At 42.9% G+C, this 25,246-nt stretch carries 28 protein-coding genes; 26 read left to right on the forward strand and 2 right to left on the reverse strand.

The features are described from left to right. The first annotated feature begins 4 nt into the window (after positions 1–4). The 4 genes from gtfA to asp5 are packed head-to-tail and all read left to right on the forward strand — an operon-like array spanning position 5 to position 3,256. Positions 5–1,516, forward strand: coding sequence for an accessory Sec system glycosyltransferase GtfA (gene gtfA, locus D8836_RS03725; RefSeq protein WP_125393184.1), 1,512 nt, complete (start codon positions 5–7; stop codon positions 1,514–1,516). Continuing rightward, positions 1,509–2,846 (forward strand): accessory Sec system glycosylation chaperone GtfB, encoded by a 1,338-nt coding sequence (gtfB, locus tag D8836_RS03730; protein WP_125393185.1) that lies wholly within the window; start codon positions 1,509–1,511, stop codon positions 2,844–2,846. The genes gtfA and gtfB overlap by 8 nt, the downstream gene beginning before the upstream one ends. A gap of 1 nt (position 2,847) precedes the next feature. After that, positions 2,848–3,027 carry an accessory Sec system protein Asp4 gene (asp4, locus tag D8836_RS03735; RefSeq protein ID WP_001278707.1) on the forward strand — a complete coding sequence of 60 codons (180 nt, stop codon included), beginning with the start codon at positions 2,848–2,850 and terminating at the stop codon, positions 3,025–3,027. Positions 3,028–3,031: 4 nt separating this feature from the next. Continuing rightward, complete coding sequence (gene asp5, locus D8836_RS03740) at positions 3,032–3,256, forward strand: accessory Sec system protein Asp5 (protein ID WP_000565445.1); 225 nt, start codon at positions 3,032–3,034, stop codon at positions 3,254–3,256. A gap of 50 nt (positions 3,257–3,306) precedes the next feature. Here the strand turns inward: asp5 and D8836_RS03745 are convergent, their stop codons facing one another. Together D8836_RS03745 and sstT are read right to left on the reverse strand one after the other, a co-directional pair. Next, the gene (locus D8836_RS03745) at positions 3,307–4,260 is read right to left on the reverse strand and encodes an aromatic acid exporter family protein (protein ID WP_125393186.1); all 954 of its coding nucleotides are present in this window, start codon (positions 4,258–4,260) and stop codon (positions 3,307–3,309) included. A gap of 67 nt (positions 4,261–4,327) precedes the next feature. Then, positions 4,328–5,533: a serine/threonine transporter SstT gene (gene sstT / locus D8836_RS03750; RefSeq protein WP_125393187.1), complete on the reverse strand. Its 1,206-nt coding sequence runs from the start codon at positions 5,531–5,533 to the stop codon at positions 4,328–4,330. Between the two features lie 151 nt (positions 5,534–5,684). Here sstT and D8836_RS03755 point away from each other — a divergent pair, with 151 nt between their 5' ends. The 22 genes from D8836_RS03755 (at position 5,685) to D8836_RS03860 (ending at position 25,245) form a co-directional block, all read left to right on the forward strand. Next, entirely contained in the window at positions 5,685–6,251 is a 567-nt protein-coding gene (locus tag D8836_RS03755) for a mechanosensitive ion channel family protein (RefSeq protein WP_125393188.1), read from the forward strand. A gap of 51 nt (positions 6,252–6,302) precedes the next feature. Continuing rightward, complete coding sequence (locus D8836_RS03760; protein ID WP_125393189.1) at positions 6,303–7,211, forward strand: magnesium transporter CorA family protein; 909 nt, start codon at positions 6,303–6,305, stop codon at positions 7,209–7,211. Positions 7,212–7,225: 14 nt separating this feature from the next. Further along, positions 7,226–7,753 (forward strand): YqeG family HAD IIIA-type phosphatase, encoded by a 528-nt coding sequence (locus D8836_RS03765; RefSeq protein ID WP_125393190.1) that lies wholly within the window; start codon positions 7,226–7,228, stop codon positions 7,751–7,753. Between the two features lie 2 nt (positions 7,754–7,755). Next, positions 7,756–8,862 (forward strand): ribosome biogenesis GTPase YqeH, encoded by a 1,107-nt coding sequence (gene yqeH / locus D8836_RS03770; protein ID WP_125393191.1) that lies wholly within the window; start codon positions 7,756–7,758, stop codon positions 8,860–8,862. A gap of 213 nt (positions 8,863–9,075) precedes the next feature. Next, a complete protein-coding gene (gene yhbY / locus D8836_RS03775; protein WP_000060169.1) occupies positions 9,076–9,387 on the forward strand; it encodes a ribosome assembly RNA-binding protein YhbY in 312 nt (103 codons plus the stop codon). Between the two features lie 51 nt (positions 9,388–9,438). After that, positions 9,439–10,068 (forward strand): nicotinate-nucleotide adenylyltransferase, encoded by a 630-nt coding sequence (locus tag D8836_RS03780; RefSeq protein WP_000963709.1) that lies wholly within the window; start codon positions 9,439–9,441, stop codon positions 10,066–10,068. Then, a complete protein-coding gene (gene yqeK, locus D8836_RS03785) occupies positions 10,068–10,661 on the forward strand; it encodes a bis(5'-nucleosyl)-tetraphosphatase (symmetrical) YqeK (RefSeq protein ID WP_000331229.1) in 594 nt (197 codons plus the stop codon). The genes D8836_RS03780 and yqeK overlap by 1 nt, the downstream gene beginning before the upstream one ends. Next, positions 10,662–11,162, forward strand: a complete 501-nt coding sequence (locus D8836_RS03790) for a cysteine hydrolase family protein (RefSeq protein WP_125393192.1) — start codon at positions 10,662–10,664, stop codon at positions 11,160–11,162. Positions 11,163–11,174: 12 nt separating this feature from the next. Continuing rightward, the gene (gene rsfS, locus D8836_RS03795; RefSeq protein WP_001003029.1) at positions 11,175–11,528 is read left to right on the forward strand and encodes a ribosome silencing factor; all 354 of its coding nucleotides are present in this window, start codon (positions 11,175–11,177) and stop codon (positions 11,526–11,528) included. 111 nt (positions 11,529–11,639) lie between these two features. Then, positions 11,640–12,380: a class I SAM-dependent DNA methyltransferase gene (locus D8836_RS03800; protein ID WP_033678081.1), complete on the forward strand. Its 741-nt coding sequence runs from the start codon at positions 11,640–11,642 to the stop codon at positions 12,378–12,380. Between the two features lie 9 nt (positions 12,381–12,389). After that, positions 12,390–13,487: a nucleotidyltransferase gene (locus D8836_RS03805; RefSeq protein WP_000156370.1), complete on the forward strand. Its 1,098-nt coding sequence runs from the start codon at positions 12,390–12,392 to the stop codon at positions 13,485–13,487. A 131-nt stretch (positions 13,488–13,618) separates the two neighbouring features. Next, complete coding sequence (locus tag D8836_RS03810) at positions 13,619–13,873, forward strand: type II toxin-antitoxin system Phd/YefM family antitoxin (protein ID WP_000388574.1); 255 nt, start codon at positions 13,619–13,621, stop codon at positions 13,871–13,873. Positions 13,874–13,876: 3 nt separating this feature from the next. Beyond that, positions 13,877–14,131 (forward strand): Txe/YoeB family addiction module toxin, encoded by a 255-nt coding sequence (locus tag D8836_RS03815; RefSeq protein WP_000924733.1) that lies wholly within the window; start codon positions 13,877–13,879, stop codon positions 14,129–14,131. Between the two features lie 190 nt (positions 14,132–14,321). Then, positions 14,322–15,935 (forward strand): ribonuclease Y, encoded by a 1,614-nt coding sequence (locus D8836_RS03820; protein ID WP_000404934.1) that lies wholly within the window; start codon positions 14,322–14,324, stop codon positions 15,933–15,935. A 128-nt stretch (positions 15,936–16,063) separates the two neighbouring features. After that, positions 16,064–16,690 carry a guanylate kinase gene (gene gmk, locus D8836_RS03825; RefSeq protein WP_000775041.1) on the forward strand — a complete coding sequence of 209 codons (627 nt, stop codon included), beginning with the start codon at positions 16,064–16,066 and terminating at the stop codon, positions 16,688–16,690. A 24-nt stretch (positions 16,691–16,714) separates the two neighbouring features. After that, positions 16,715–17,029 (forward strand): DNA-directed RNA polymerase subunit omega, encoded by a 315-nt coding sequence (gene rpoZ, locus D8836_RS03830; RefSeq protein ID WP_000979235.1) that lies wholly within the window; start codon positions 16,715–16,717, stop codon positions 17,027–17,029. A gap of 65 nt (positions 17,030–17,094) precedes the next feature. After that, the gene (locus D8836_RS03835) at positions 17,095–19,491 is read left to right on the forward strand and encodes a primosomal protein N' (protein WP_125393193.1); all 2,397 of its coding nucleotides are present in this window, start codon (positions 17,095–17,097) and stop codon (positions 19,489–19,491) included. Between the two features lie 12 nt (positions 19,492–19,503). Continuing rightward, positions 19,504–20,439, forward strand: coding sequence for a methionyl-tRNA formyltransferase (gene fmt, locus D8836_RS03840; protein ID WP_125393194.1), 936 nt, complete (start codon positions 19,504–19,506; stop codon positions 20,437–20,439). Next, positions 20,432–21,745: a 16S rRNA (cytosine(967)-C(5))-methyltransferase RsmB gene (rsmB, locus tag D8836_RS03845; RefSeq protein WP_185761590.1), complete on the forward strand. Its 1,314-nt coding sequence runs from the start codon at positions 20,432–20,434 to the stop codon at positions 21,743–21,745. The genes fmt and rsmB overlap by 8 nt, the downstream gene beginning before the upstream one ends. A gap of 14 nt (positions 21,746–21,759) precedes the next feature. After that, on the forward strand, positions 21,760–22,500 hold the full coding sequence (locus D8836_RS03850) for a Stp1/IreP family PP2C-type Ser/Thr phosphatase (RefSeq protein WP_000406255.1): 741 nt from the start codon (positions 21,760–21,762) through the stop codon (positions 22,498–22,500). Next, a complete protein-coding gene (gene pknB / locus D8836_RS03855; RefSeq protein ID WP_125393196.1) occupies positions 22,497–24,398 on the forward strand; it encodes a Stk1 family PASTA domain-containing Ser/Thr kinase in 1,902 nt (633 codons plus the stop codon). The genes D8836_RS03850 and pknB overlap by 4 nt, the downstream gene beginning before the upstream one ends. Positions 24,399–24,486: 88 nt before the next feature. Next, a complete protein-coding gene (locus tag D8836_RS03860; protein ID WP_125393197.1) occupies positions 24,487–25,245 on the forward strand; it encodes a threonine/serine exporter family protein in 759 nt (252 codons plus the stop codon). Position 25,246 lies beyond the last annotated feature (1 nt).

Below are 25,246 nucleotides of genomic sequence, written 5' to 3' on the forward strand. Positions count from 1 at the left end.
AAATATGACAATTTACAATATAAATTTAGGACTTGGATGGGCTAGTAGCGGTGTTGAATACGCACAAGCCTATCGTGCTGGTGTTTTTCGGAAATTAAATCTGTCCTCTAAGTTTATCTTTACAGATATGATTTTAGCCGATAATATTCAGCATCTGACAGACAATATTGGTTTTGATGACGATCAAGTTATCTGGCTTTATAATCATTTCACAGATATCAAGATTGCGCCGACTAGCATGACGGTGGATGATGTCTTGGCTTACTTTGGTGGTGAAGAAAGTCACAGAGAAAAAAATGGCAAGGTTTTACGTATCTTCTTTTCTGACCAAGATAAGTTTGTCACTTGTTATTTGGTGGATGAAAACAAGGACTTGGTCCAGCATGCAGAGTATGTTTTTAAGGGGAACCTGATTCGGAAAGATTACTTTTCTTATACGCGTTATTGTAGCGAATACTTTGCTCCCAAGGACAATGTTGCAGTACTATACCAACGAACTTTTTACAATGAAGACGGAATTCCAGCTTATGATATCTTGATGAATCAAGGTAAGGAAGAGGTTTACCGTTTCAAGGATAAGATTTTCTATGGGAAGCCAGCTTTCATGCGTGCTTTTATGAAATCCTTGAATTTGAACAAGTCTGATTTGGTCATTCTGGATAGGGAGACAGGCATTGGTCAGGTTGTGTTTGAGGAAGCACAGGCCGCGCATCTAGCGGTAGTTGTTCATGCGGAGCATTATAGTGAAAATGCTACAAATGAGGACTATATCCTTTGGAATAACTATTATGACTATCAGTTTACCAATGCAGATAAGGTTGACTTCTTTATCGTGTCTACTGATAGACAAAAGGAAGTTCTACAAGAGCAATTTGCCAAATACACCCAGCACCAACCAAAGGTTGTTACCATTCCTGTAGGAAGTATTGATTCCTTGACTGAGTCAAGTCAAGGGCGCAAGCCATTTTCATTGATTACGGCTTCACGTCTTGCCAAAGAAAAACACATTGATTGGTTGGTCAAGGCAGTTATTGAAGCACGTAAGGAAATTCCTGAATTAACCTTTGATATTTATGGTAGTGGAGGAGAAGATTCTCTGCTTAGAGAAATTATTACTAGTCATAAGGCAGAGGACTATATCCAGCTCAAGGGACATGCGGAACTTTCGCAGATTTATAGCCAGTATGAAGTCTACTTGACGGCTTCTACCAGCGAAGGCTTTGGTTTGACCTTGATGGAAGCTATTGGTTCAGGCCTTCCTCTAATTGGTTTTGATGTGCCTTATGGTAATCAGACATTTATAGAGGATGGTCAAAATGGTTATTTGATTCCAAGTTCATCTGACCATGTGGAGGACCAAATCAAGCAAGCTTATGCAGCTAAGATTTGTCAATTGTATCAAGAAAATCGTCTAGAGGGTATGCGTACCCATTCTTATCAGATTGCAGAAGGCTTCTTAACCGAAGAAATTTTAGAAAAGTGGAAGAGAACAGTAGAGGAGGTGCTCCATGATTGAACTTTATGATCGTTATAATCAGGAAAGTCGAGATTTACATGAAAGTCTAGTAGCTACTGGTCTTTCTCAACTTGGAGTAGTCATCGATGCAGACGGTTTTCTGCCTGATGGTCTAGTATCTCCTTTTACTTATTATCTAGGATATGAAAAGGGAAAATCTCTTTATTTTAATCAAGTTCCCGTTCCAGATTTTTGGGAAATTTTAGGAGATAATCAGTCTGCTCGTATTGAGGATATGACACAGGAGAGGGCTATCATTCATTATGCTGATGGAATGCAGACTCGCTTGGTTAAACAGGTAGATTGGAAAGACTTGGAAGGAAGAGTACGCCAGATTGATCACTATAATCGCTTCGGAGCTTGCTTTGCTACAACGACCTATAGCGCAGATAGCGAGCCAATCATGACGGTTTACCAAGATGTCAATGGCCAGGAGGTTTTACTTGAAAACCACGTAACGGGTGATATCTTATTGACCTTACCTGGTCATTCCATGCGTTACTTTACCAATCGAGTAGAATTTATCACCTTCTTTTTGCAAGATTTGGAGCTAGATAAGCATCAGATTGTCTTTAATACTCTAGCGACTCCTTTCTTGGTTTCCTTCCATCATCCAGATAAATCTGGCTCAGATGTTTTGGTTTGGCAGGAACCTCTCTATGATGACATTCCAGGCAATATGCAGTTGATTTTGGAAAGCGCTGATGTGCGTACTAAGAAAATCATCATTCCCAATAAGGCAACTTATGAGCGCGCTTTAGAATTGACTGACGAGAAATACCATGATCAGTTTGTGCATTTGGGTTACCATTACCAGTTCAAACGTGATAATTTCCTAAGGCGAGATGTCTTAATCTTGACCAATTCCGATCAAATTGAGCAAGTAGAAGCAATCGTAGAAGCCTTGCCTGATGTTACTTTCCGCATCGCAGCGGTGACAGAGATGTCTTCTAAGTTATTAGACATGCTTCGCTATCCTAATGTGGTCCTTTATCAGAACGCTAGTCCACAGAAGATTCAGGAGCTCTATCAACTATCGGATATTTACTTGGATATCAATCACAGCAATGAGTTGTTGCAGGCAGTGCGTCAGGCCTTTGAGCACAATCTCTTGATTCTTGGATTTAACCAGACAGTCCACAATAGACTTTATATCGCTCTAGACCATTTATTTGAAAGTAGTGAGGTTGCTCCTTTGGTTGAGACCATTAAACTGGCCCTCTCAGATGTTGAGCAAATGCGTCAGGCACTTGGCAAACAAGGACAACATGCCAACTATGTTGACTTGGTGCGATATCAGGAAACCATGCAAACAGTTTTAGGAGGCTAACATGTCAGACGAAGATTTATTTTACAAAGACGTTGAAGGTCGCATGGAAGAGTTGAAACAAAAACCTATCAAGAAGGAAAAAGAAACCCGAGGGGAAAAGATTAGTAAGACTTTTTCACTCATCTTGGGTTTAATGATTCTGATTGGTTTACTCTTTACACTGCTAGGAATTTTGAGGTAGGCCTATGATTGACATACTGATTGTTTTAGCTATTGTCCTATCTCTCGCTTTGATTGTACTGGTAACCATACAACCTCGTCAAAATCAATTATTTTCTATGGATGCGACAAGTAATATTGGTAAACCAAGCTACTGGCAGAGTAACACCTTGGTAAAGGTTCTCACTTTATTGGTGAGTTTGGCCTTATTTGTTTTATTATTAACCTTTATGGTGATAACTTACAAATAAAAGAAAACTTCAGATATTCACCTTTTGTGGTTGGTCTGAAGTTTTCTTTTTTACTGTCCATATTTTTGGTAAAAGTCAACTTTTACTTGGATGAAGGTTTTGGCTTCACGTAGGAGTTGGAGGAGGGTGGCACGGGTTTCAAATTCTTCTCTTGTCTTGGGCAGACTGCGATTACGGAAGACTTCCAGATAACGTTCAATTTCATCTAGTAAATCAGAAGCAGGATTGGTCTGGCTCAGTTGACCTGCAATTTTTGAAAAGAGTTGGGCCAAAATCAGGCTCTCACTGGCAGCTAGGTGACAGGTGTTGATTTGCTGGGCCATATTTCGCAGGATGCGACTTTGTCGCTGTCTCATCTCAAAGTAGTGAATATGGTAATCGGTCTGGTGAAAGAGGTGGTCTGAGTGATCCAAATAGACCAGTCTGAGGGCTTCTTCCAAAAGGGTGTCCAATTCTTCAACCAGCTGTGCTCGATTGCGTCCATCTCCTCTGGATAAATAATATTTGAAGCGTTGGAGAATATCTTTTAACTTTTCTTCTACCAATGTGTGGTAGTGATGAATTTCCTCATCTCGTGAAGGCATGTAGAGATTGACAAGCAAGGCAAAACCTGTACCGATAGCAAAGAGTAGGAATTCATTGACTAGAAGCTCTGGAGAGGTTGACTCTTGTACCAAGAGGTGGCTAACCAAAACAGTGCTTGGTGTGATGCCAATTTCCCAACCCATCTTATAGGCTAGGGGCACATAAAGGGCTAGATAGAGGCCAAGGCTCCAGATATGAAATCCGCTCAAGTGAAAAGTCAAAACACCAATAGCTAGAGCTAGAAGCATGGAAAAGAGTCGATTGTGGGCCAGTTTTAAGGTACTTCTACGGGTATCGGATAGGCTCAAGAGGGCGATGATTCCAGCTGAAACTGCTGAGGAGAGATTGAGAAAATAAGCAAGAAGGCAGGCAAGACAGGTAGCTAAGATGAGTTTGATCGTACGTTGGCTAATAGACATATGGATTTCCTAGTAAGTTCGAATAAAAGCGGAAAAGACAAGACCTGAGCAGGCTTGTCTTTATGAGTTATTTTTTACGGGCTGCTGCGTATTCGGCAACGGCAGTAAAGAGGACATCTGTTGAAGAGTTGAGAGCTGTTTCGCATGAGTCCTGGATGACCCCAATGACAAATCCAACACCGACAACTTGCATGGCAATATCGTTAGAAATACCGAAAAGGCTACAAGCAACTGGGATAAGAAGGAGGGATCCTCCGGCAATACCAGAAGCACCACAGGCTGAGATTGCGGCTACTACACTGAGGACAAAGGCTGTCGCAAAGTCAACAGGGATTCCCAAAGTATTTACTGCAGCAAGGGTCAAAACGTTAATAGTAATCGCTGCTCCGGCCATGTTGATAGTAGAACCAAGTGGGATAGAAACTGAATAGGTATCTGGATCTAGTCCAAGGTCGTGACAAAGTTTCATGTTTACAGGGATGTTCGCCGCAGAACTACGAGTGAAGAAGGCTGTCACACCGCTGACACGCAAACATTTCCAAACGAGGGGATAAGGATTTCTCTTCATAAAGAGGAAGGCAATTAGTGGATTGACTACCAGAGCCACAAAGAACATAGTTGTCACCAATAGGGCAAGCAAGATTCCATAGTTAGCTAGGCTTCCGATTCCCTTATCAGAGATGGTTTTGAAGACAAGACCAAGGATACCAAATGGAGCTAGGTTGATGATCCATTCGACAATCTTAGAAGTCACATCAGCCATGGTTTTCAGCAATTCTTTACTATTTTTGCTGGCCTCTCTCATAGCAATCCCGAAAACAACTGCCCAAGATAAGATACCGATGTAGTTAGCAGTAATAAGGGCATTGACTGGATTGTCAACCAGTTTTAGCAAGAGATTGCTGAGGACCTGGCCAATTCCATCTGGTGGTGCGATTTCTGTATTGGCACTATTTAAGGTAATCTCAACAGGGACGATGAAACTTGCTAGGACAGCAACAAGTGCCGCTGCAAAGGTTCCTACCAAGTAAAGGAAGATAACCGTTTTCATGTTGCTATCTTGTCCCTTTTGATGTTGGGAAAGGGCGTTAGCAACGAGGGCAAAGACTAGAATAGGTGCGATGGCTTTGAGGCCACCAACAAAGAGATCTCCGAGTAGACCAATTCCTGAAATGTTAGGAAGTATCAGCCCTAGGGTTCCTCCAATAAGCATGCCAATCAAAATCCGTTTGATTAGGCTTGCCTTATTCCAAGCATGAATGATTTTTTTCATAACAATCTCCTTTGTTGTGTAATGTTTATGATTATAGTATAAATATGAGCTAAAATCAAGAATTTTCTGTCTATTTTGGCTATTATTTTTGAATATTTATGGAGATTCATCATTTGTGAAAGTATGGTATAATAAATGAAAGGAGTTTTCTATGAAAGAATTTATTCAAACCTATCTCAATAAGCTTGATATAACAACGATTATTGAAAATATCTTAACCAAGTTAATTTCTCTGTTATTTCTATTTTTACTATTTTATATAGCTAAGAAACTGCTCCATACCATGGTGCAGAGAATTGTTAAACCTTCTCTAAAAATGTCTCGTCATGATGTCGGGCGTCAGAAAACCATCTCACGTCTGTTAGAAAATGTGTTTAATTATACCCTTTATTTCTTTTTACTTTACTGTATCTTGTCTATTTTGGGTTTGCCAGTTTCGAGTTTGCTGGCAGGGGCTGGGATTGCTGGGGTGGCTATTGGGATGGGAGCCCAAGGTTTTCTGTCTGATGTCATCAATGGCTTTTTCATCCTCTTTGAACGTCAACTGGATGTGGGAGATGAGGTAGTTCTGACAAATGGTCCTATTACTGTCTCGGGCAAGGTGGTTAGTGTTGGCATTCGAACAACGCAACTCAGAGGAGAAGATCAGGTTCTGCACTTCGTTCCCAATCGGAATATCACCGTCGTCAGCAATTACTCTCGGACAGACCAGGCCTGAAATTTTAGCAGATTTATGGTACAATAGAAAGAGTTTGGTAAAGGAGAGAAGATGTTTTTAGAAAAACATTTGGGCAATGGTTGTACCTGGATTAACCTAGATTTGGACAAGTTGAAAAAACTAGAGGACCTTTCTGAAATCTACGGTTTGGACAAGGAAACCATTGAATACGCGCTGGATAGAAATGAGCGCGCTCACATGGATTATCACCGTGAAAATGGGACTGTGACCTTTATCTACAATGTCTTGAACTTGAAAAAGGATAAGGAATACTACGAAGCTTTTCCTATGACCTTTATCGTGGAACATCGTCGCCTAATTACCATTAGTAATACCAAGAACGCCTATGTCATTGAACAGATGACTCGTTATCTGGAGAGTCATGACATGCTTTCGATTTACAAGTTTCTCTTTGCCAGTCTGGAAATCATCAGCAATGCCTACTATCCTGTCATCGAGCAGATGGACAAGAGTAAGGATGAGGTCAATGGGCTCTTGCGCCAGAGGACGACCAAGAAAAATCTCTTTGCCCTTTCCGACTTGGAGACTGGTATGGTTTACCTCACTGCGGCTGCCAAGCAAAATCGCATGTTGTTGGAGCATATTCAAGGGCATGCCCTCTATCGCAGTTTTAACGAGATTGAGAGAGAACAGTTTGATGATGCCATGATTGAGGCTCATCAGCTGGTATCCATGACAGACTTGATTTCTCAAGTCCTCCAACAACTATCAGCATCTTACAACAACATCCTAAACAATAATCTGAATGATAATTTGACAACCTTGACCATCATTTCAGTCTTGCTAGCGGTTTTGGCAGTAGTGACAGGCTTTTTCGGAATGAATGTTCCCCTACCTTTAACAGATGAGCCCCATGCTTGGCTCTACATTAGTTTAGCCAGTGCAGGTTTGTGGATTGTTTTGTCATTGTTATTAAGGAAGATTGCGAAAAAAAGTTAAGAAAAGGAGCCAGAATGGCGATTGAAAATTACATGCCAGATTTTGCTGTGGAAGCAGTCTATGATCTGACAGTCCCAAGCCTGCAGGCGCAGGGAATCAAGGCTGTTTTGGTCGATTTGGACAATACCCTCATTGCTTGGAACAACCCTGATGGGACGCCAGAGATGAAGCAATGGCTACATGATCTTCAGGACGCGGGCATTCGCATTATCGTAGTCTCAAATAACACCAAAAAGCGCGTTCAACGTGCAGTTGAGAAGTTTGGAATTGATTACGTTTATTGGGCTCTGAAGCCCTTCACATTTGGGATTGATCGTGCTATGAAGGAATTTCACTATGAGAAAAGTGAAGTAGTCATGGTTGGTGACCAGCTCATGACAGATATTCGAGCAGCCCACCGTGCTGGCATTCGCTCGATTTTAGTCAAACCCTTGGTCCAACATGACTCGATCAAAACGCAGATTAACCGAGCTCGTGAGCGCCGTGTGATGCGAAAAATCACTGAAAAGTACGGACCGATTACATATAAAAAAGGAATTTAACTATGGAAGAAATTCTCTGTATTGGTTGTGGAGCAACCATTCAGACGACAGACAAGTCTGGTCTTGGTTTTACTCCCCAGTCGGCACTTGAAAAAGGTTTGGAGACTGGTGAAGTCTATTGCCAACGCTGTTTCCGTCTCCGCCACTACAATGAAATCACGGATGTCCAGTTGACGGACGATGATTTTCTCAAGCTCTTGCACGAGGTGGGAGACAGTGATGCCTTAGTGGTCAATGTCATTGATATCTTTGATTTTAATGGCTCTGTTATCCCAGGATTGCCACGTTTTGTCTCAGGCAATGATGTCCTCTTGGTAGGAAATAAAAAAGATATCCTGCCCAAGTCTGTTAAACCGGGCAAGATTAGCCAGTGGCTCATGGAGCGTGCCCACGAAGAAGGTCTTCGTCCAGTCGATGTCGTCCTAACTTCGGCACAAAATAAACATGCCATAAAGGAAGTCATTGACAAGATTGAACACTACCGTAAGGGCCGCGATGTCTATGTTGTCGGTGTGACCAACGTTGGAAAATCAACTCTTATTAATGCCATTATCCAAGAAATCACGGGTGACCAGAATGTCATTACGACTTCGCGTTTCCCAGGGACAACCTTGGATAAGATTGAGATTCCGCTTGACGATGGATCTTATATCTACGATACGCCGGGAATCATCCACCGTCACCAGATGGCCCACTACTTGACGGCTAAAAACCTCAAGTATGTCAGCCCTAAAAAGGAAATCAAACCTAAAACCTACCAGCTCAATCCTGAACAAACCCTGTTTCTAGGTGGTCTCGGACGCTTTGACTTTATTGCAGGAGAAAAGCAAGGTTTTACAGCCTTCTTTGACAATGAACTCAAATTGCATCGTACTAAGCTAGAAGGAGCTAGTGCTTTCTACGACAAGCACCTTGGAAGCCTTCTCACTCCTCCAAATAGCAAGGAAAAAGAAGATTTTCCAAAACTAGTCCAACATGTATTTAACATTAAGGAAAAGACAGACCTAGTCATCTCTGGACTCGGCTGGATCCGTGTAACAGGCACAGCCAAAGTCGCCGTCTGGGCACCAGAAGGCGTCGCCGTCGTCACACGAAAAGCAATTATTTAAACACAGAAAGGAAAGGGTTATCTGAATTCGGGCGAGCAGGGCGAGCCCATAGAGAATACTTTTCGCTGTGGTGTCAGTTGGTACAAGTGCTTGTACCAACTGCGGAAAATTTGAGACCTTAGGCTCAAATTTTAGTCATGAAAGTCCGAAGGACTTTGCTGACGTCCGTCACCACTTCAGAAAAGTATAAAAAGAAACTCTTTTAAGAAAATTATGTCATTAACATCAAAACAACGTGCCTTCCTCAACAGCCAGGCACACACCCTCAAACCTATCATCCAAATCGGAAAAAATGGACTCAACGATCAAATCAAAACCAGCGTCCGTCAAGCTCTTGATGCTCGCGAATTGATTAAGGTAACGCTCTTACAAAACACAGATGAAAACATCCACGAAGTAGCTGAAATTTTGGAAGAAGAAATCGGTGTGGATACAGTCCAAAAAATCGGACGCATCTTGATTTTGTTTAAACAATCCAGCAAGAAAGAAAATCGTAAGATTTCTAAAAAAGTCAAAGAAATTTAAAAACTATACTCCAAATAACTGTTTTTACAGAGAAATAAAGGAGACTAGCCTATGGCAATCGAATTATTGACTCCCTTTACCAAGGTAGAGTTGGAGCCAGAAATCAAGGAGAAAAAACGCAAACAAGTCGGGATTTTAGGGGGGAATTTTAACCCTGTTCACAATGCTCATCTCATTGTTGCGGACCAAGTACGGCAACAGTTGGGACTAGATCAAGTTCTGCTTATGCCTGAATACCAACCTCCTCATGTAGATAAAAAGGAAACAATCCCTGAACACCATCGTCTCAAGATGCTTGAGTTGGCGATTGAGGGGATTGAAGGTCTGAATATTGAAACTATTGAGTTGGAGCGCAAGGGCATTTCCTATACCTACGACACCATGAAGATTTTAACAGAGAAGAATCCAGATACGGATTATTACTTTATCATCGGTGCCGATATGGTGGACTATCTGCCTAAGTGGTACCGAATTGATGAACTGGTTGATATGGTTCAGTTTGTGGGAGTTCAGCGCCCACGCTACAAGGCAGGGACTTCCTATCCAGTTATCTGGGTGGATGTGCCTCTCATGGATATCTCGTCCAGCATGGTGCGTGACTTCCTTGCCCAAGGTCGGAAACCCAACTTTCTCCTACCTCAGCCTGTGCTAGACTACATCGAGAAGGAGGGGCTCTACTGATGGCCTATCAAGACTATATCAACTGCTCTCGTGAGGCTTTGTTGGAAAAAATGGCAGAGCTTCTGCCTGAAAAACGCTTAACCCATTGCTTGGGTGTGGAGCGTGCAGCCATAGAACTGGCTCAGCGATTTGGGGTAGATGTTGAGAAGGCGGGTTTAGCAGGCCTTCTTCATGACTATGCTAAGAAGTTGTCAGATCAGGAATTTCTAGACTTGATTGACCGTTACCAGCTAGACCCTGACCTCAAAAACTGGGGCAATAATGTTTGGCATGGCATGGTTGGTATCTACAAGATTCAAGAAGATTTGGATTTGCATGATCCAGAAATCCTGCGAGCTATTGAAATCCATACAGTCGGGGCTGGTCAGATGACCGACCTAGACAAAGTCATCTACGTTGCAGACTATATCGAGCATAATCGTGCCTTTCCTGGAGTGGATGTGGCGCGTGAGATTGCAAGTTTGTCACTTAATAAGGCAGTGGCCTACGAAACAGCTCGTACTGTGGAGCATCTAGCTCATCAGGAATTCCCCATCTATCCCCAAACCCTTGAAACCTATAACGCCTTTGTGCACTATTTGAAAGAGGACTAAATGAAAACGGCTTTTATAATCATTGATGTTCAGAATATTTTAGTGGAAACCGGTTTTCAGACAAATAGTCTATTGGACAAAATTTCTTATTTACAAAACCAGGCTAGAAGCAAGAATATCGAAATTATTTATGTTCAACATATTGAGAACGCTGAAGCTCAAACATCAGAAGATTGGCAGTTATCTGAGCTTTTAAGTCGAAAACCTAATGAAAAGGTCTTTCAGAAGAAGTATAACAGTATTTTCAAAGAAACTGGTTTAAAAGAATACTTGGATAAACAGAGGATTGACAAATTAGTTTTATGTGGTATGCAGACAGAATATTGTGTGGATACCTCTGTCAAGGTTGCTTTTGAATATGGCTATCAGCTTATTATTCCAGAAGGAACTTGCACAACGTTTGATGGGAAAGACATTCCAGCAGAAACGATAAATGAATTTTATGAGGGCATTTGGGAGGGGCGCTTTGCAGATGTCCTAGATTACAAACATATTTTCTAGAAAGAGGACTAAATGAACGAAAAAGAATTACTAGAACTAGTCGTGAAAGCGGCTGATGAGAAACGTGCGGAGGATATCCTCGCACTTGACGTACAAGAATTGACCAGCGTGACGGACTACTTTGTTATCACTAGCTCAATGAATAGCCGTCAGTTGGATGCTATCGCTGATAATATCCGTGAAAAAGTAGCCCAAGCAGGCTTTAAAGGTAGCCATGTCGAAGGTGATGCAGCTGGAGGTTGGGTCTTGCTGGACCTAGGCGCTGTCGTTGTGCATATCTTCTCAGAAGAAATGCGTGCCCACTATAACCTAGAAAAACTATGGCATGAGGCGAATTCAGTAGATATTTCAGAAGCTCTTGCTTAGAAGATGAACTCAGTTGTAGTCAACTGGGTTTTATTTGCTTATTTTAGAAAAAATTGATAGAAAGGTAAAGAGCGAGTGGTGTTTGCCATGGAGGCTCTTGGTATCATGATTATGGCAACTTATGAAACCTTTGCGGCGGTCTATGATGAAGTCATGGACGATAGTTTATACGATAAATGGACGGATTTTTCTCTGCGTCACTTGCCAAAAACTAAGGAGAGAAAGAAACTCTTGGAATTGGCTTGTGGGACAGGTATCCAGTCTGTTCGCTTTTCTCAAGCTGGTTTTGATGTGACTGGCCTGGACTTGAGTGCTGATATGTTGAAGATTGCCGAGAAGAGAGCTTCTTCAGCCAAACAAAAGATTGATTTTATGGAAGGCAATATGCTGGATTTGTCTAAGGTGGGTAAATATGATTTTGTCACCTGTTATTCGGACTCAATCTGCTACATGCAGGATGAGGTGGAAGTCGGGGACGTTTTTAAAGAAGTCTATAATGCTCTCAACGAAGATGGCATCTTCATCTTTGATGTGCATTCGACCTACCAGACAGACGAAGTTTTTCCAGGCTATTCCTACCATGAAAATGCAGAAGACTTCGCTATGCTTTGGGATACCTATGAGGATGCAGCACCTCACTCCATCGTCCATGAGCTGACTTTCTTTATCAAGGAGGCTGACGGCTCCTTTAGTCGCCACGATGAAGTGCATGAGGAGCGGACTTATGAGGTCCTGACCTATGATATTTTGCTGGAACAGGCTGGTTTCAAATCCTTCAAACTCTATGCCGACTTTGAGGACAAGGAGCCAACAGAAACTAGCACCCGTTGGTTTTTTGTCGCTCAGAAGTAGGAGATTACCATGACCATTACAGGTATTATCGCGGAGTTCAATCCTTTTCATAATGGGCATAAATACCTACTGGAGCAGGCTGAGGGACTGAAAATCGTTGCCATGTCTGGGAATTTCATGCAGAGAGGCGAGCCTGCAATTGTGGATAAGTGGACACGGGCCCAGATGGCGCTAGAAAATGGAGCGGATCTGGTGGTGGAATTGCCCTTTTTAGTCAGTGTTCAGGCGGCGGATTTTTTCGCCCAAGGGGCTGTGGATATCTTGGCGCGTTTGGGCATTGATACTCTAGCTTTTGGTACAGAGGAAGTTCTGGATTATCAAAAAACTGCTGATTTATACACAGAGCAAGGTGTTGAGATGGAGAAATTTGTGGAAAATCTGCCTGATTCTCTTTCCTATCCCCAGAAAACCCAAGCCATGTGGAAGGAATTTGCTGGTCTTGATTTTTCAGGCAATACGCCCAACCATGTTCTTGCTCTTGCATATGTCAAAGCAGTTGCTGGACGAAACATCAAGTTGCATCCGATTCAGCGTCAGGGTGCTGGTTACCATTCTGTGGACAAGGATGTGGACTTTGCCTCGGCGACAGCCCTTCGTCAGCACCAGAATGACCAAGATTTCTTAGAATGCTTTATGCCTTCTGTTGCCCTTTTTGAGCAGGCTAGTAAGGTGAGCTGGGATGACTATTTTCCCTTGCTCCGATACCAAATCTTGTCAAATCCAGAACTAACCACCATTTATCAGGTCAATCAAGAAATGGCAGTGCGCATCAAGGATGCCATCAAGACAGCCCAGTCTGTGGAAGAATTGGTAGAAGCGGTTGCGACCAAACGTTACACCAAGGCGCGTGTCAGACGCCTCTTGACCTATATCTTAGTACAGGCAAGAGAAAGTGATTTGCCAGAAGGGATTCATGTCCTTGGATTTACCGAAAAAGGCAGGCAGCATCTTAAGTCTCTGAAAGGGCAGGTCAATCTAGTTAGCCGAATTGGCAAAGAACCCTGGGATGCCATGACTCAAAAGGCAGACCAGATTTACCAACTAGGAAAGCCAAGTATAGAAGAGCAGAATTTTGGCAGAGTGCCGGTTAGAATAGAAAAGAACTAAGTCTACTGCAAAGTAGGCTTTTTGAGATTTTTTACGAATAAATAGATAGAAAAGAAAATCTTGTACAAGTTCCTGACAATTTCTTTCTTTTCGTGTATAATAGTGGAAAAGAGGTAAAATGAGGTATGGTTATGGAAGCAGTTCTTTACTCAACATTCCGAAATCATTTAAAAGACTACATGAAGAAGGTAAACGATGAGTTTGAACCTTTGACGGTGGTCAATAAAAATCCAGATGAGGACATTGTAGTCCTTTCAAAGAGTGAGTGGGATAGTATTCAAGAAACCCTGAGAATCGCTCAAAATAAGGAGTTATCAGACAAGGTTTTGCGAGGAATGACTCAAGTTCGTGCTGGAAGTACTCAGGTCCATGTTATTGAGGAGTAAGAAATGCTGCTCAAGTTTACAGAAGATGCCTGGGCAGATTATTGCTACTGGCAAACTCAGGATAAGAAAACCCTAAAAAGAATCAACATGCTAATCAAGGATATTCAACGCGATCCATTTACAGGAATAGGTAAGCCAGAACCACTCAAGTATGACTACCAAGGAGCCTGGTCACGTCGTATTGACGCAGAAAATCGCTTGATTTATATGATGGATGGAGATAGCGTGGCTTTCTTGTCTTTCAAAGATCATTACTAAGTCTACTGTGAAGTAGGCTTTTTCTCAAGTCTCTACTAAACTACTATTTCTAAATAACAAATTTCTTTTAGCAAATGCGTTCCAAATTCCCCAAAACATATTCTATTTTAGGTTTGTGAAAATCACTTTTTTATGGTAGAATGTAAAAGAATGTATGTCATTCGGAATAACAATAAAATGAGGTAAAAACATGGAAATCATGTCGCTTGCGATTGCTGTTTTTGCCGTCATCATTGGTTTAGTCATTGGATATGTCAGCATCTCAGCCAAGATGAAATCATCTCAGGAAGCTGCAGAGTTGATGCTTTTAAATGCTGAACAAGAAGCAACTAATTTACGTGGACAAGCTGAACGTGAAGCCGATTTACTTGTTAATGAAGCCAAACGTGAAAGCAAGTCTCTTAAAAAAGAAGCACTATTGGAGGCCAAAGAAGAAGCCAGAAAATACCGTGAAGAAGTGGACGCTGAATTCAAATCAGAACGTCAAGAACTCAAACAAATCGAAAGTCGTTTGACAGAGAGAGCTACTAGCCTTGACCGTAAGGACGACAATTTGACGAGTAAAGAACAAACACTTGAACAAAAAGAACAAAGTATTTCTGATAGAGCGAAAAACCTTGATGCACGTGAAGAGCAATTAGAGGAAGTCGAAAGACAAAAAGAAGCTGAACTAGAGCGTATTGGTGCCCTGTCTCAAGCAGAAGCACGAGATATTATCTTGGCTCAGACAGAGGAAAACTTGACTAAGGAGATTGCTAGCCGCATTCGTGAAGCTGAGCAAGAGGTCAAGGAACGTTCTGATAAAATGGCCAAGGACATCCTGGTTCAAGCTATGCAACGAATCGCTGGTGAATATGTGGCGGAGTCAACTAACTCAACGGTTCACCTACCAGACGATACTATGAAGGGACGCATTATTGGTCGTGAAGGTCGTAACATTCGTACCTTTGAAAGTTTGACAGGGGTCGATGTGATTATCGACGATACACCAGAAGTGGTGACCTTGTCAGGATTTGATCCGATTCGTCGTGAGATTGCCCGTATGACTATGGAAATGTTGCTCAAAGATGGTCGTATCCACCCAGCTCGTATCGAAGAGTTGGTTGAGAAAAATCGTCAAGAGATTGACAATAAGATCCGTGAATACGGTGAGGCAGCAGCCTATGAGATTGGTGCGCCAAACCTTCATCCAGACTTGATGAAAATCATGGGTCGCTTGCAGTTCCGTACTTCATATGGACAAAATGTCTTACGTCATTCGATTGAGGTTGCTAAGTTAGCTGGTATCATGGCGAGCGAACTTGGTGAAAATGCGGCTCTTGCCCGTCGTGCTGGATTCCTTCACGATATCGGAAAAGCCATTGACCGCGAGGTTGAAGGTAGCCACGTTGAAATCGGTATGGAACTGGCACGTAAGTACAAGGAACACCCAGTTGTGGTGAATACGATTGCTAGTCACCACGGAGATGTTGAAGCTGAGAGCGTCATTGCAGTGATCGTCGCTGCAGCAGATGCCTTGAGCGCAGCTCGGCCAGGTGCTCGTAGTGAGTCTCTTGAAAGCTACATCAAGCGTCTCCATGATTTGGAAGAAATTGCTAACGGCTTTGAAGGGGTACAAAATAGCTTTGCCCTTCAAGCAGGACGTGAAATCCGTATCATGGTCAATCCAGGACAAATCAAGGACGACAAAGTCACAATCTTGGCTCACAAAGTTCGTGAGAAAATTGAAAACAATCTCGATTACCCAGGAAATATCAAGGTAACCGTGATTCGTGAGCTTCGTGCAGTAGATTATGCTAAATAAATAAGAAAGAGCAGTTGAAAAATTACTGCTTTTTTGTTACACTAGATAGAAAGACTGTAAAGGATAATCTGGCTTTTTGTCATTATTCTAGAGAAATGTTATTTCACAGACTGACTAAAGGAGACACAATGGCAGACCGAGGCTTACTAATCGTTTTTTCTGGTCCTTCAGGGGTTGGAAAAGGAACGGTTAGAAGAGAGATTTTTGAGAGTTCTGAAAACCAATTTCAATACTCTGTATCGATGACGACACGCGCACAACGTCCTGGAGAAGTGGATGGTGTTGACTATTTCTTCCGTACTCGCGAAGAGTTTGAAGAGCTGATTCGTCAAGGACAGATGTTGGAATACGCAGAATATGTCGGCAACTACTATGGAACTCCTCTGACCTATGTCAATGAAACCTTGGACAAGGGAATCGATGTTTTCCTTGAAATTGAAGTTCAAGGCGCTCTTCAGGTCAAGAAAAAGGTTCCAGATGCTGTCTTTATCTTCCTGACACCACCAGATTTGGATGAATTACAAGACCGCTTGGTAGGTCGTGGAACAGATAGTGCAGAAGTGATTGCCCAACGAATCGAAAAAGCCAAGGAAGAAATTGCGCTTATGCGTGAGTATGATTATGCGATTGTCAACGATCAGGTGCCCCTAGCTGCTGAGCGTGTCAAACGTGTGATCGAAGCAGAGCATTTCCGTGTGGATCGTGTCATTGGTCACTATCAGGAGATGTTACCGAAATCTCCAACTACCCGATAAAATTTAGAAAATAGGTACAAGCAAATGATGTTAAAACCCTCTATTGATACCTTGCTCGACAAGGTTCCTTCAAAATATTCACTCGTAATCTTGGAAGCAAAACGTGCTCACGAATTGGAAGCAGGTGCGCCAGCTACTCAAGGTTTCAAGTCTGAAAAATCAACTCTTCGCGCTTTAGAAGAAATCGAATCAGGAAACGTTACAATTCACCCAGATCCAGAAGGAAAACGTGAAGCAGTGCGTCGCCGTATCGAAGAAGAAAAACGTCGCAAAGAAGAAGAAGAAAAGAAAATCAAAGAGCAAATCGCTAAAGAAAAAGAAGATGGTGAAAAAATTTAAGGTTGGGGGGACTCAATCTTATTTTTTCTATTGCAAGAATGTACTGACAAGGAGGAGGTGAGAAGATGGCTATAGCCAAGATTATCGTGGATGTGCCTTTGATGCAGACGGACCAGCCCTATAGTTATAGAATTCCTGCGGAATTTGAGGGAATGTTGGAAGTTGGAATGCGGGTTCATGTACCTTTTGGTAAGGGCAATCGCCTGATTCAAGGAATTGTTCTTGGTTTGGAGTCCCAATCAGATGAAGAAGAGGCTAATCAAGATTTAAAAAATATTGCAGAGGTGCTGGATTTTTCTCCTGTTCTCACGCAAGAACAACTCTGGCTGGCTGAAGAGCTCCGTAAGTCAGTCTTTTCCTATAAAATTTCCATCCTCAAGGCTATGTTACCGGGATTTCTGAACTCCAGCTATGACAAGATTCTCTATCCTAAGGCAGGTCTGAGTCAGGCAGACAAAGAGCGCTTGTTTGGTTCAGAAGATTCGCTTGCCTTTTCTTCTCTGGATTTAGCTAAGCAAGCCGAAATGATGCGTTTGACTAGAAAAGGTCTGCTTGGTTTGGAATATCAGGCAGTTGATCAAAAGAAGGTCAAGACCCAGTCTTGGTATGAGGTTGACCTTGCTCAATTAGAAGGTGTCGAGATTTCTACACGCGCCAAGAAAAAGTTAGAACTGAGAGACTATTTGCTTTCTTATCCTGAGAGTGCTTCCTTGGCTAGTTTGTTAGAGTCCTATTCACGGGAGCAAGTCAACTTCTTTGTAGAACAAGGTGCTGTTACTATAGTTCAAAAAGAAGTCCAACGCTCGGCTGCTTATTTTGAAGGCATTGAGGCAAGTCAGCCTTTGGAATTGAATCTAGAGCAAAGGCAGGCGCGTGATGCGGTTGTCAGTGCGATTGGCAGTCATCAGCCTCCCTTCCTCCTTCAAGGGATTACAGGAAGTGGGAAAACCGAGGTTTACTTGCAGATTATCCAAGGGGCCTTGGACAAGGGCAAGACAGCTATTTTACTGGTGCCTGAGATTTCCTTGACTCCACAGATGACGGAGCGTTTTATTGCACGTTTTGGGGACAAGGTGGCCATTCTTCACTCAGGCTTGTCTAATGGTGAAAAGTATGATGAATGGCGCAAAGTGGAACGTGGCGATGCTCAAGTTGTTGTGGGTGCCAGATCTGCCATCTTTGCTCCGCTGAAAAATCTAGGTGTCATGATTATCGATGAAGAGCATGAAGCGACTTATAAGCAAGACAGCAATCCCCGTTATCATGCCAGAGAGGTCGCTATTTTACGGGCCCAATACAATCAAGCGGCATTGGTTCTTGGTTCCGCGACACCGAGCTTAGAAAGCCGTGCGAGGGCTGGAAAAGGCGTCTATCAACATTTACGTCTGACCCAACGGGCTAATCCTTTAGCTAGGATCCCTGAGGTTCAAGTGATTGATTTTCGGGACTATATCGGACAAAATGAGACGTCAAACTTTACGCCTCCCTTGCTAGAAGCTATTCAAGACCGTCTAGCTAAAAAAGAGCAGGTAGTCCTCATGCTCAATCGTCGTGGTTATTCTAGCTTTGTTATGTGTCGAGAGTGTGGGACCGTGGATACTTGTCCCAACTGTGACATTTCTCTCACCCTGCACATGGATACCAAGACCATGAACTGCCATTATTGTGGTTTTTCGAAGGACATTCCTCAGGTCTGTCCTAACTGTAAGAGCCGAAGTATTCGTTACTATGGGACAGGGACACAGAAGGCTTATGACGAGCTGGCAGAACTCTTTCCGCAGGCACGTATTTTGCGGATGGATGTGGACACGACTCGTAAGAAAGGTAGTCACCAAGCTCTTCTTGACCAGTTTGGGCGAGGAGAAGCAGATATTTTACTAGGTACTCAGATGATTGCCAAGGGATTGGATTTTCCAAATGTGACCCTAGTCGGAGTGCTCAATGCGGATACGGCCTTAAATCTGCCTGATTTCCGTTCTTCTGAGAGAACCTTCCAGCTCTTGACTCAGGTGGCAGGTCGTGCAGGTCGAGCTGAAAAAGCTGGTCAGGTCTTAATCCAGTCTTACAATCCTGAGCACTATGCTATTCGATTTGCCAAGGGTCAGGATTACGAAGGCTTTTATGCCTATGAAATGGGTATCAGACGACAACTTGGTTATCCGCCTTACTATTTCACCATTGGCATTACCCTTTCTCACAAGAAAGAAGAAGAGGTGGTCAAACGTGCCTATGAAGTTATGAACATTTTGCGGTCAGGCTTGTCAGAGACTAGTAACATTCTGGGCCCAACGCCCAAGCCCATTGCCCGTACCCACAACCTCTATCATTACCAGATTTTAATTAAATACCGTTTAGAAGATGAGCTGGGGCCGACCCTCAACCAGGTCTTGGCCTTGACTCAAGAACGGGAAAATAGTGAGCTCCGTCTCAGCATTGACCATGAGCCACAGCAATTTTTATAAGAAGGAGAAGATATGACAAAATTAATCTTTATGGGGACACCCGACTTTTCAGCAACAGTCTTAAAAGGACTTTTGACAGATGACCGTTACGAAATTCTAGCCGTTGTGACCCAGCCGGACCGCGCTGTCGGACGTAAAAAAGTGATCCAAGAAACCCCAGTTAAACAAGCTGCCAAGGAAGCAGGCCTTCCTATCTACCAACCTGAAAAATTATCTGGAAGTCCAGAGATGGAAACTATTATGCAGCTAGGAGCGGATGGAATTGTGACTGCTGCTTTTGGGCAGTTTCTCCCAAGTAAACTCCTTGATAGCATGGACTTTGCGGTCAATGTTCACGCTTCTCTTCTTCCTAAACATCGTGGTGGTGCGCCTATCCATTATGCCTTGATTCAAGGGGATGAGGAAGCTGGTGTGACCATTATGGAAATGGTTAAGGAAATGGATGCAGGAGATATGATTTCTCGTTGCAGTATTCCTATCACGGATGAGGACAATGTCGGCACCTTGTTTGAGAAATTGGCGCTAGTTGGTCGTGATTTGCTTTTGGATACTTTGCCTGGCTACATTGCTGGTGACATCAAACCTGAACCACAGGATCTAAGTCAGGTTACTTTCTCGCCAAATATCAAGCCAGAAGAAGAAAAACTAGATTGGACTAAAAGCAATCGTCAACTCTTTAACCAAATCCGTGGAATGAATCCGTGGCCTGTTGCCCATACTTTCCTTAAGGGCGACCGCTTTAAGATTTATGAAGCCCTACCAGTAGAAGGTAAGGGAAATCCAGGTGAAATTCTCTCTATCGGCAAGAAAGAATTGATTGTCGCAACGGCAGAAGGGGCTCTATCCCTCAAACAAGTGCAGCCAGCTGGTAAACCTAAGATGGACATTGCTTCCTTCCTCAACGGAGTTGGACGTACTTTGACTGTAGGAGAACGATTTGGTGACTAAAGTAGAAACGGCTAGAAGTTTAGCCCTAGCGGTATTAGAGGATGTTTTTATCAATCAAGCATACTCAAATATCGCCTTGAATAAGCATCTTAAGGGAAGTCAACTTTCGGCAGCAGACAAGGGCTTGGTGACCGAGTTGGTCTATGGAACGGTAGCCCGTAAACTGACTCTGGAATGGTACCTATCCCACTTTATCGAAGACAGAGATCAGTTAGACAGTTGGCTTTATGTCCTTCTTCTTATGAGTGCCTACCAGCTCTGCTATTTGGACAAGATTCCTAATCACGCTGTGGTTAATGAAGCGGTAGAACTATCCAAAACTCGTAAAAAAGGCAGTGAAAAATTTGTCAACGCCGTCCTTCGCCGTATCTTGCGTGAAGGCTGGCCAGATATTGCTAGCATCAAGCGAAAAAACAAGCGTGATTCCATTGCCTATTCTCTCCCAGTTTGGCTAGTTGCTAAGCTCAAGGAAGAATACGGAGAAGAGCGAGCGCAAGCTATTTTTGAAAGTCTTTTGGTGCGAAACAAGGTCAGTATTCGTGTAACGGACCTAGGACGAAAAGAAGAAATCCAAGTCTTGTTGGAGGCCAGTGATTCATCCTTGTCTCCCTCTGGTCTGGTTAAGGAGCAAGGGCATTTTGCAGGCCATGATTTGTTTGCGGATGGAGCAATTACCATCCAAGACGAGTCCAGTCAGCTTGTTGCTCCGACGCTTGATTTAAAAGGGCATGAGCAGGTTCTAGATGCCTGTGCGGCTCCGGGTGGGAAAACAGCCCATATAGCCTCTTATCTCACGACAGGTCAGGTTACGGCTTTGGACCTTTACGATCACAAGTTGGACTTAATCCAAGAAAATGCCCAACGTTTAGGAGTTGCAGATCGGATTCAAACGCAAAAATTGGATGCCAGAAAGGTGCATGAGCTTTTTGGTCAGGATTCATTTGATAAGATTTTGGTAGATGCTCCCTGTTCAGGAATTGGTCTTCTGCGACGCAAACCAGACATTAAATACAATAAAGAAACGGCAGATTTCGCTTCCTTGCAGGAAATTCAGCTAGAAATATTAGGTAGTGTTTGTCAAACACTACGCAAAGGTGGTATAATAACTTATAGTACCTGTACTATTGTCTCAGAGGAGAACTTTCAAGTCGTACAGGCATTTTTAGAAAGTCATCCTGAATTTGAGCAGGTAACACTAGAACATGAATGTAAGGATATCATGAAAGACGGCTGTATCCTCATTACACCTGAATTGTATGGAAGTGATGGATTCTTCATCAGTCAATTTCGCAAGATATCGGATTAGGAAGGAACTAACACATGGAAATTTCATTATTAACAGATGTTGGTCAGAAACGAACAAATAACCAAGACTATGTCAACCACTATGTCAATAGAGCTGGACGTACTATGATTATCCTAGCTGATGGTATGGGAGGTCATCGCGCAGGGAATATCGCTAGTGAAATGGCGGTAACAGACCTAGGTGTAGCTTGGGTAGATACTCAAATCGATACAGTTAATGAAGTACGTGAATGGTTTGCTAACAACCTTGAGATTGAAAATCAAAAGATTAACCAATTGGGACAAGATGAAGCTTATAAAGGAATGGGAACAACCCTCGAGGCTGTTGCTATTATTGGCAATCAGGCTATCTATGCCCACATTGGGGATTCTCGTATCGGTTTGATTCGTGGAGAAGAATACCACCAGTTAACAAGCGACCATTCTTTGGTCAATGAATTGCTCAAGGCTGGTCAATTGACACCTGAAGAAGCAGCTAGCCACCCACAGAAAAATATTATTACCCAGTCAATTGGTCAAAAAGACGAAATTCAGCCTGATTTTGGAATGATTACCCTTGCGACAGGAGATTATCTCCTACTTAATAGCGACGGATTAACCAACATGATTTCAGGCAGTGAGATTTGTGATATTGTAACCAGTGATATTCCTTTGGCAGATAAAACAGCGACGCTCGTGCGTTTTGCTAACAATGCAGGAGGTTTAGACAATATTACGGTTGCCCTTGTTTCTATGAACGAGGAGGATGAAGAATGATCCAAATCGGCAAGATTTTTGCCGGACGCTATCGGATTGTGAAACAGATTGGCCGAGGAGGCATGGCAGATGTCTATTTGGCCAAGGATTTAATTCTAGATGGAGAAGAAGTGGCAGTGAAGGTCCTGAGGACCAACTACCAGACGGACCCAATAGCTGTAGCTCGTTTTCAGCGTGAAGCGAGAGCTATGGCAGATCTAGACCATCCTCATATCGTTCGGATAACAGATATTGGTGAGGAAGACGGTCAACAGTATCTTGCAATGGAGTATGTTGCTGGACTAGACCTTAAACGCTATATCAAGGAACACTATCCTCTTTCTAATGAAGAAGCAGTCCGTATTATGGGACAAATCCTCCTAGCCATGCGTTTGGCCCATACCAGAGGAATTGTCCATAGGGACTTGAAACCTCAAAATATCCTTTTGACACCAGATGGGACTGCCAAAGTCACAGACTTTGGGATTGCGGTAGCCTTTGCAGAGACAAGTCTGACCCAGACTAACTCTATGCTGGGTTCGGTTCATTACTTGTCACCAGAGCAGGCGCGTGGTTCGAAGGCGACTGTGCAGAGTGATATCTATGCCATGGGGATTATTTTCTATGAGATGCTGACAGGCCATATCCCTTATGACGGGGATAGTGCGGTGACCATTGCTCTCCAGCATTTCCAGAAACCACTGCCGTCAGTTATAGCTGAGAATCCATCTGTGCCTCAGGCTTTAGAGAATGTTGTCATCAAGGCAACTGCCAAGAAATTGACAGATCGTTATCAGTCAGTTGCAGAGATGTATGTGGACTTGTCTAGTAGTTTGTCTTATAATCGTCGCAATGAGCCTAAATTGGTGTTTAATGATACCACTAAGGCTGACACCAAGACTCTTCCTAAAGTTCCACAAAGTACCTTGACTTCGATTCCTAAGGTGCAAACACAAAGTCCAAAGCCACAGACTGCGAAGCCGAGTCAGCAGGCTTCAGAGGACAATTACGCAACCAAGCCTGTTAAGAAACGGAAATTTAGAGTTCGCTATATGATTTTGTTGGCCAGCATTGTATTGGTGGCAGCTTCTCTTATTTGGATACTATCCAGAACTCCTGCAACCATTGCCATTCCAGATGTGGCAGGTAAGACAGTGGCGGAAGCCAAGGAAACCCTCAAGAAAGCCAATTTTGAGATTGGCGAGGAGAAATCAGAGGCTAGTGAAAAGGTGGAAGAAGGGCGGATTATCCGTACAGATCCTGACGCTGGAACTGGTCGAAAAGAAGGAACGAAAATCAATTTGGTTGTCTCATCAGGCAAGCAATCTTTCCAATTGAGCAATTATATCGGCCGTAAATCGACCGATGTTATCGCAGAACTCAAGCAGAAGAAGGTACCTGAAAATCTCATCAAGATAGAGGAAGAAGAATCAAGCGAGAGTGAAGAAGGAACAGTTCTTAGACAGAGCCCATCTGCTGGAACAACTTATGATTTGAGTAAGGCCTCAACAATTACTTTAACTATTGCTAAGAAAGTAACAAGTGTTGTCATGCCAAGTTATACAGGTTCCAGTCTTGAATTTACGAAAAATAACCTCATCCAAATTGTTGGTATAAAAGAAGCCAACATTGAAGTTGTAGAAGTTACCACAGCTCCTTCCGGAACTGCTGAAGGTACCGTCGTGGAACAGAGTCCAAGAGCAGGTGAAAAGGTAGATTTGAATAAGACACGCATCAAGATTTCAATTTACAAACCGAAAACACCGCCGTCAACAACATCATCAGCACCAGCCCAACGTGGAAACCAAGGTTCTACTACAACACCAAGTCAAGGGAACCAGCAAGGAAATCAACGAGGAGATACTCATTCTACTAATCAATCAAGTAGTGAGGGAAGCCACGAAAATTCACGTAATTAAACGAATCTTTGTCATGATTTCATGGCAAAGATTTTTTTTGACTCCAGATTTGTGATAGAATAGAAGGAGTTGATAAAAGGAGGAACGCATGGAAGAATCAAGAGAATTAAATGCCGTCATCGATGTGATTATGTTAGCTGGAACCATTCTTCTCAAAAGTGGCTCAGAGATTCATCGTGTAGAAGATACCATGATCCGTATTGCGCATTCGCAGGGGATTGTGGATTGCAATGTTCTTGCCATGCCTGCTGCCATCTTTTTCTCCATTGAAAATACCAATATTTCACGCATGAAGCGTGTGACCTCCTCTTCTTATAATATTGAAAAAGTCTGCGATGTGAACCAGATTTCTCGCCAGCTGGTGGGAGGACAGATTGATTTAGAAACGGCCTTCAAGCAATTGACGGTCTTGCAAGCTCAACCTCTTTCCTACACTAAGTTACAGGTGACTCTGGCTGCAACCTTTAGTGCCCCATTCTTTTCAGTTATGTTTAGTGGAAATATCTACGACGCACTTGGAGCAGGAGTGGCTACCTTATTTGGTTTTGCCTTTTCCCTCTATGTGGAGAAGTTTATCCGAATTCCCTTTGTGACAGCCTTTGCTGGGGCTTTCGTCTTTGGGATGATTGCCCAGTTTTGGGCTCACTACACAGGTTTTCCTTCAACAGCAGATTTGATTATAGCTGGTGCGGTCATGCCTTTTGTACCAGGGATTGCCTTGACCAATGCGGTTCGTGATATTATGACCAACCACATAAACTCTGGTATGAGTAAGATGTTTGAATCCCTGCTCATTACCCTTGCTTTAGGGGCGGGAACTTCTGTCGCCTTGGTATTGATGAATTAAT

It is taken from the genome of Streptococcus mitis (assembly GCF_003942995.1).
Classification (GTDB): Bacteria; Bacillota; Bacilli; order Lactobacillales; family Streptococcaceae; genus Streptococcus; species Streptococcus mitis_CV.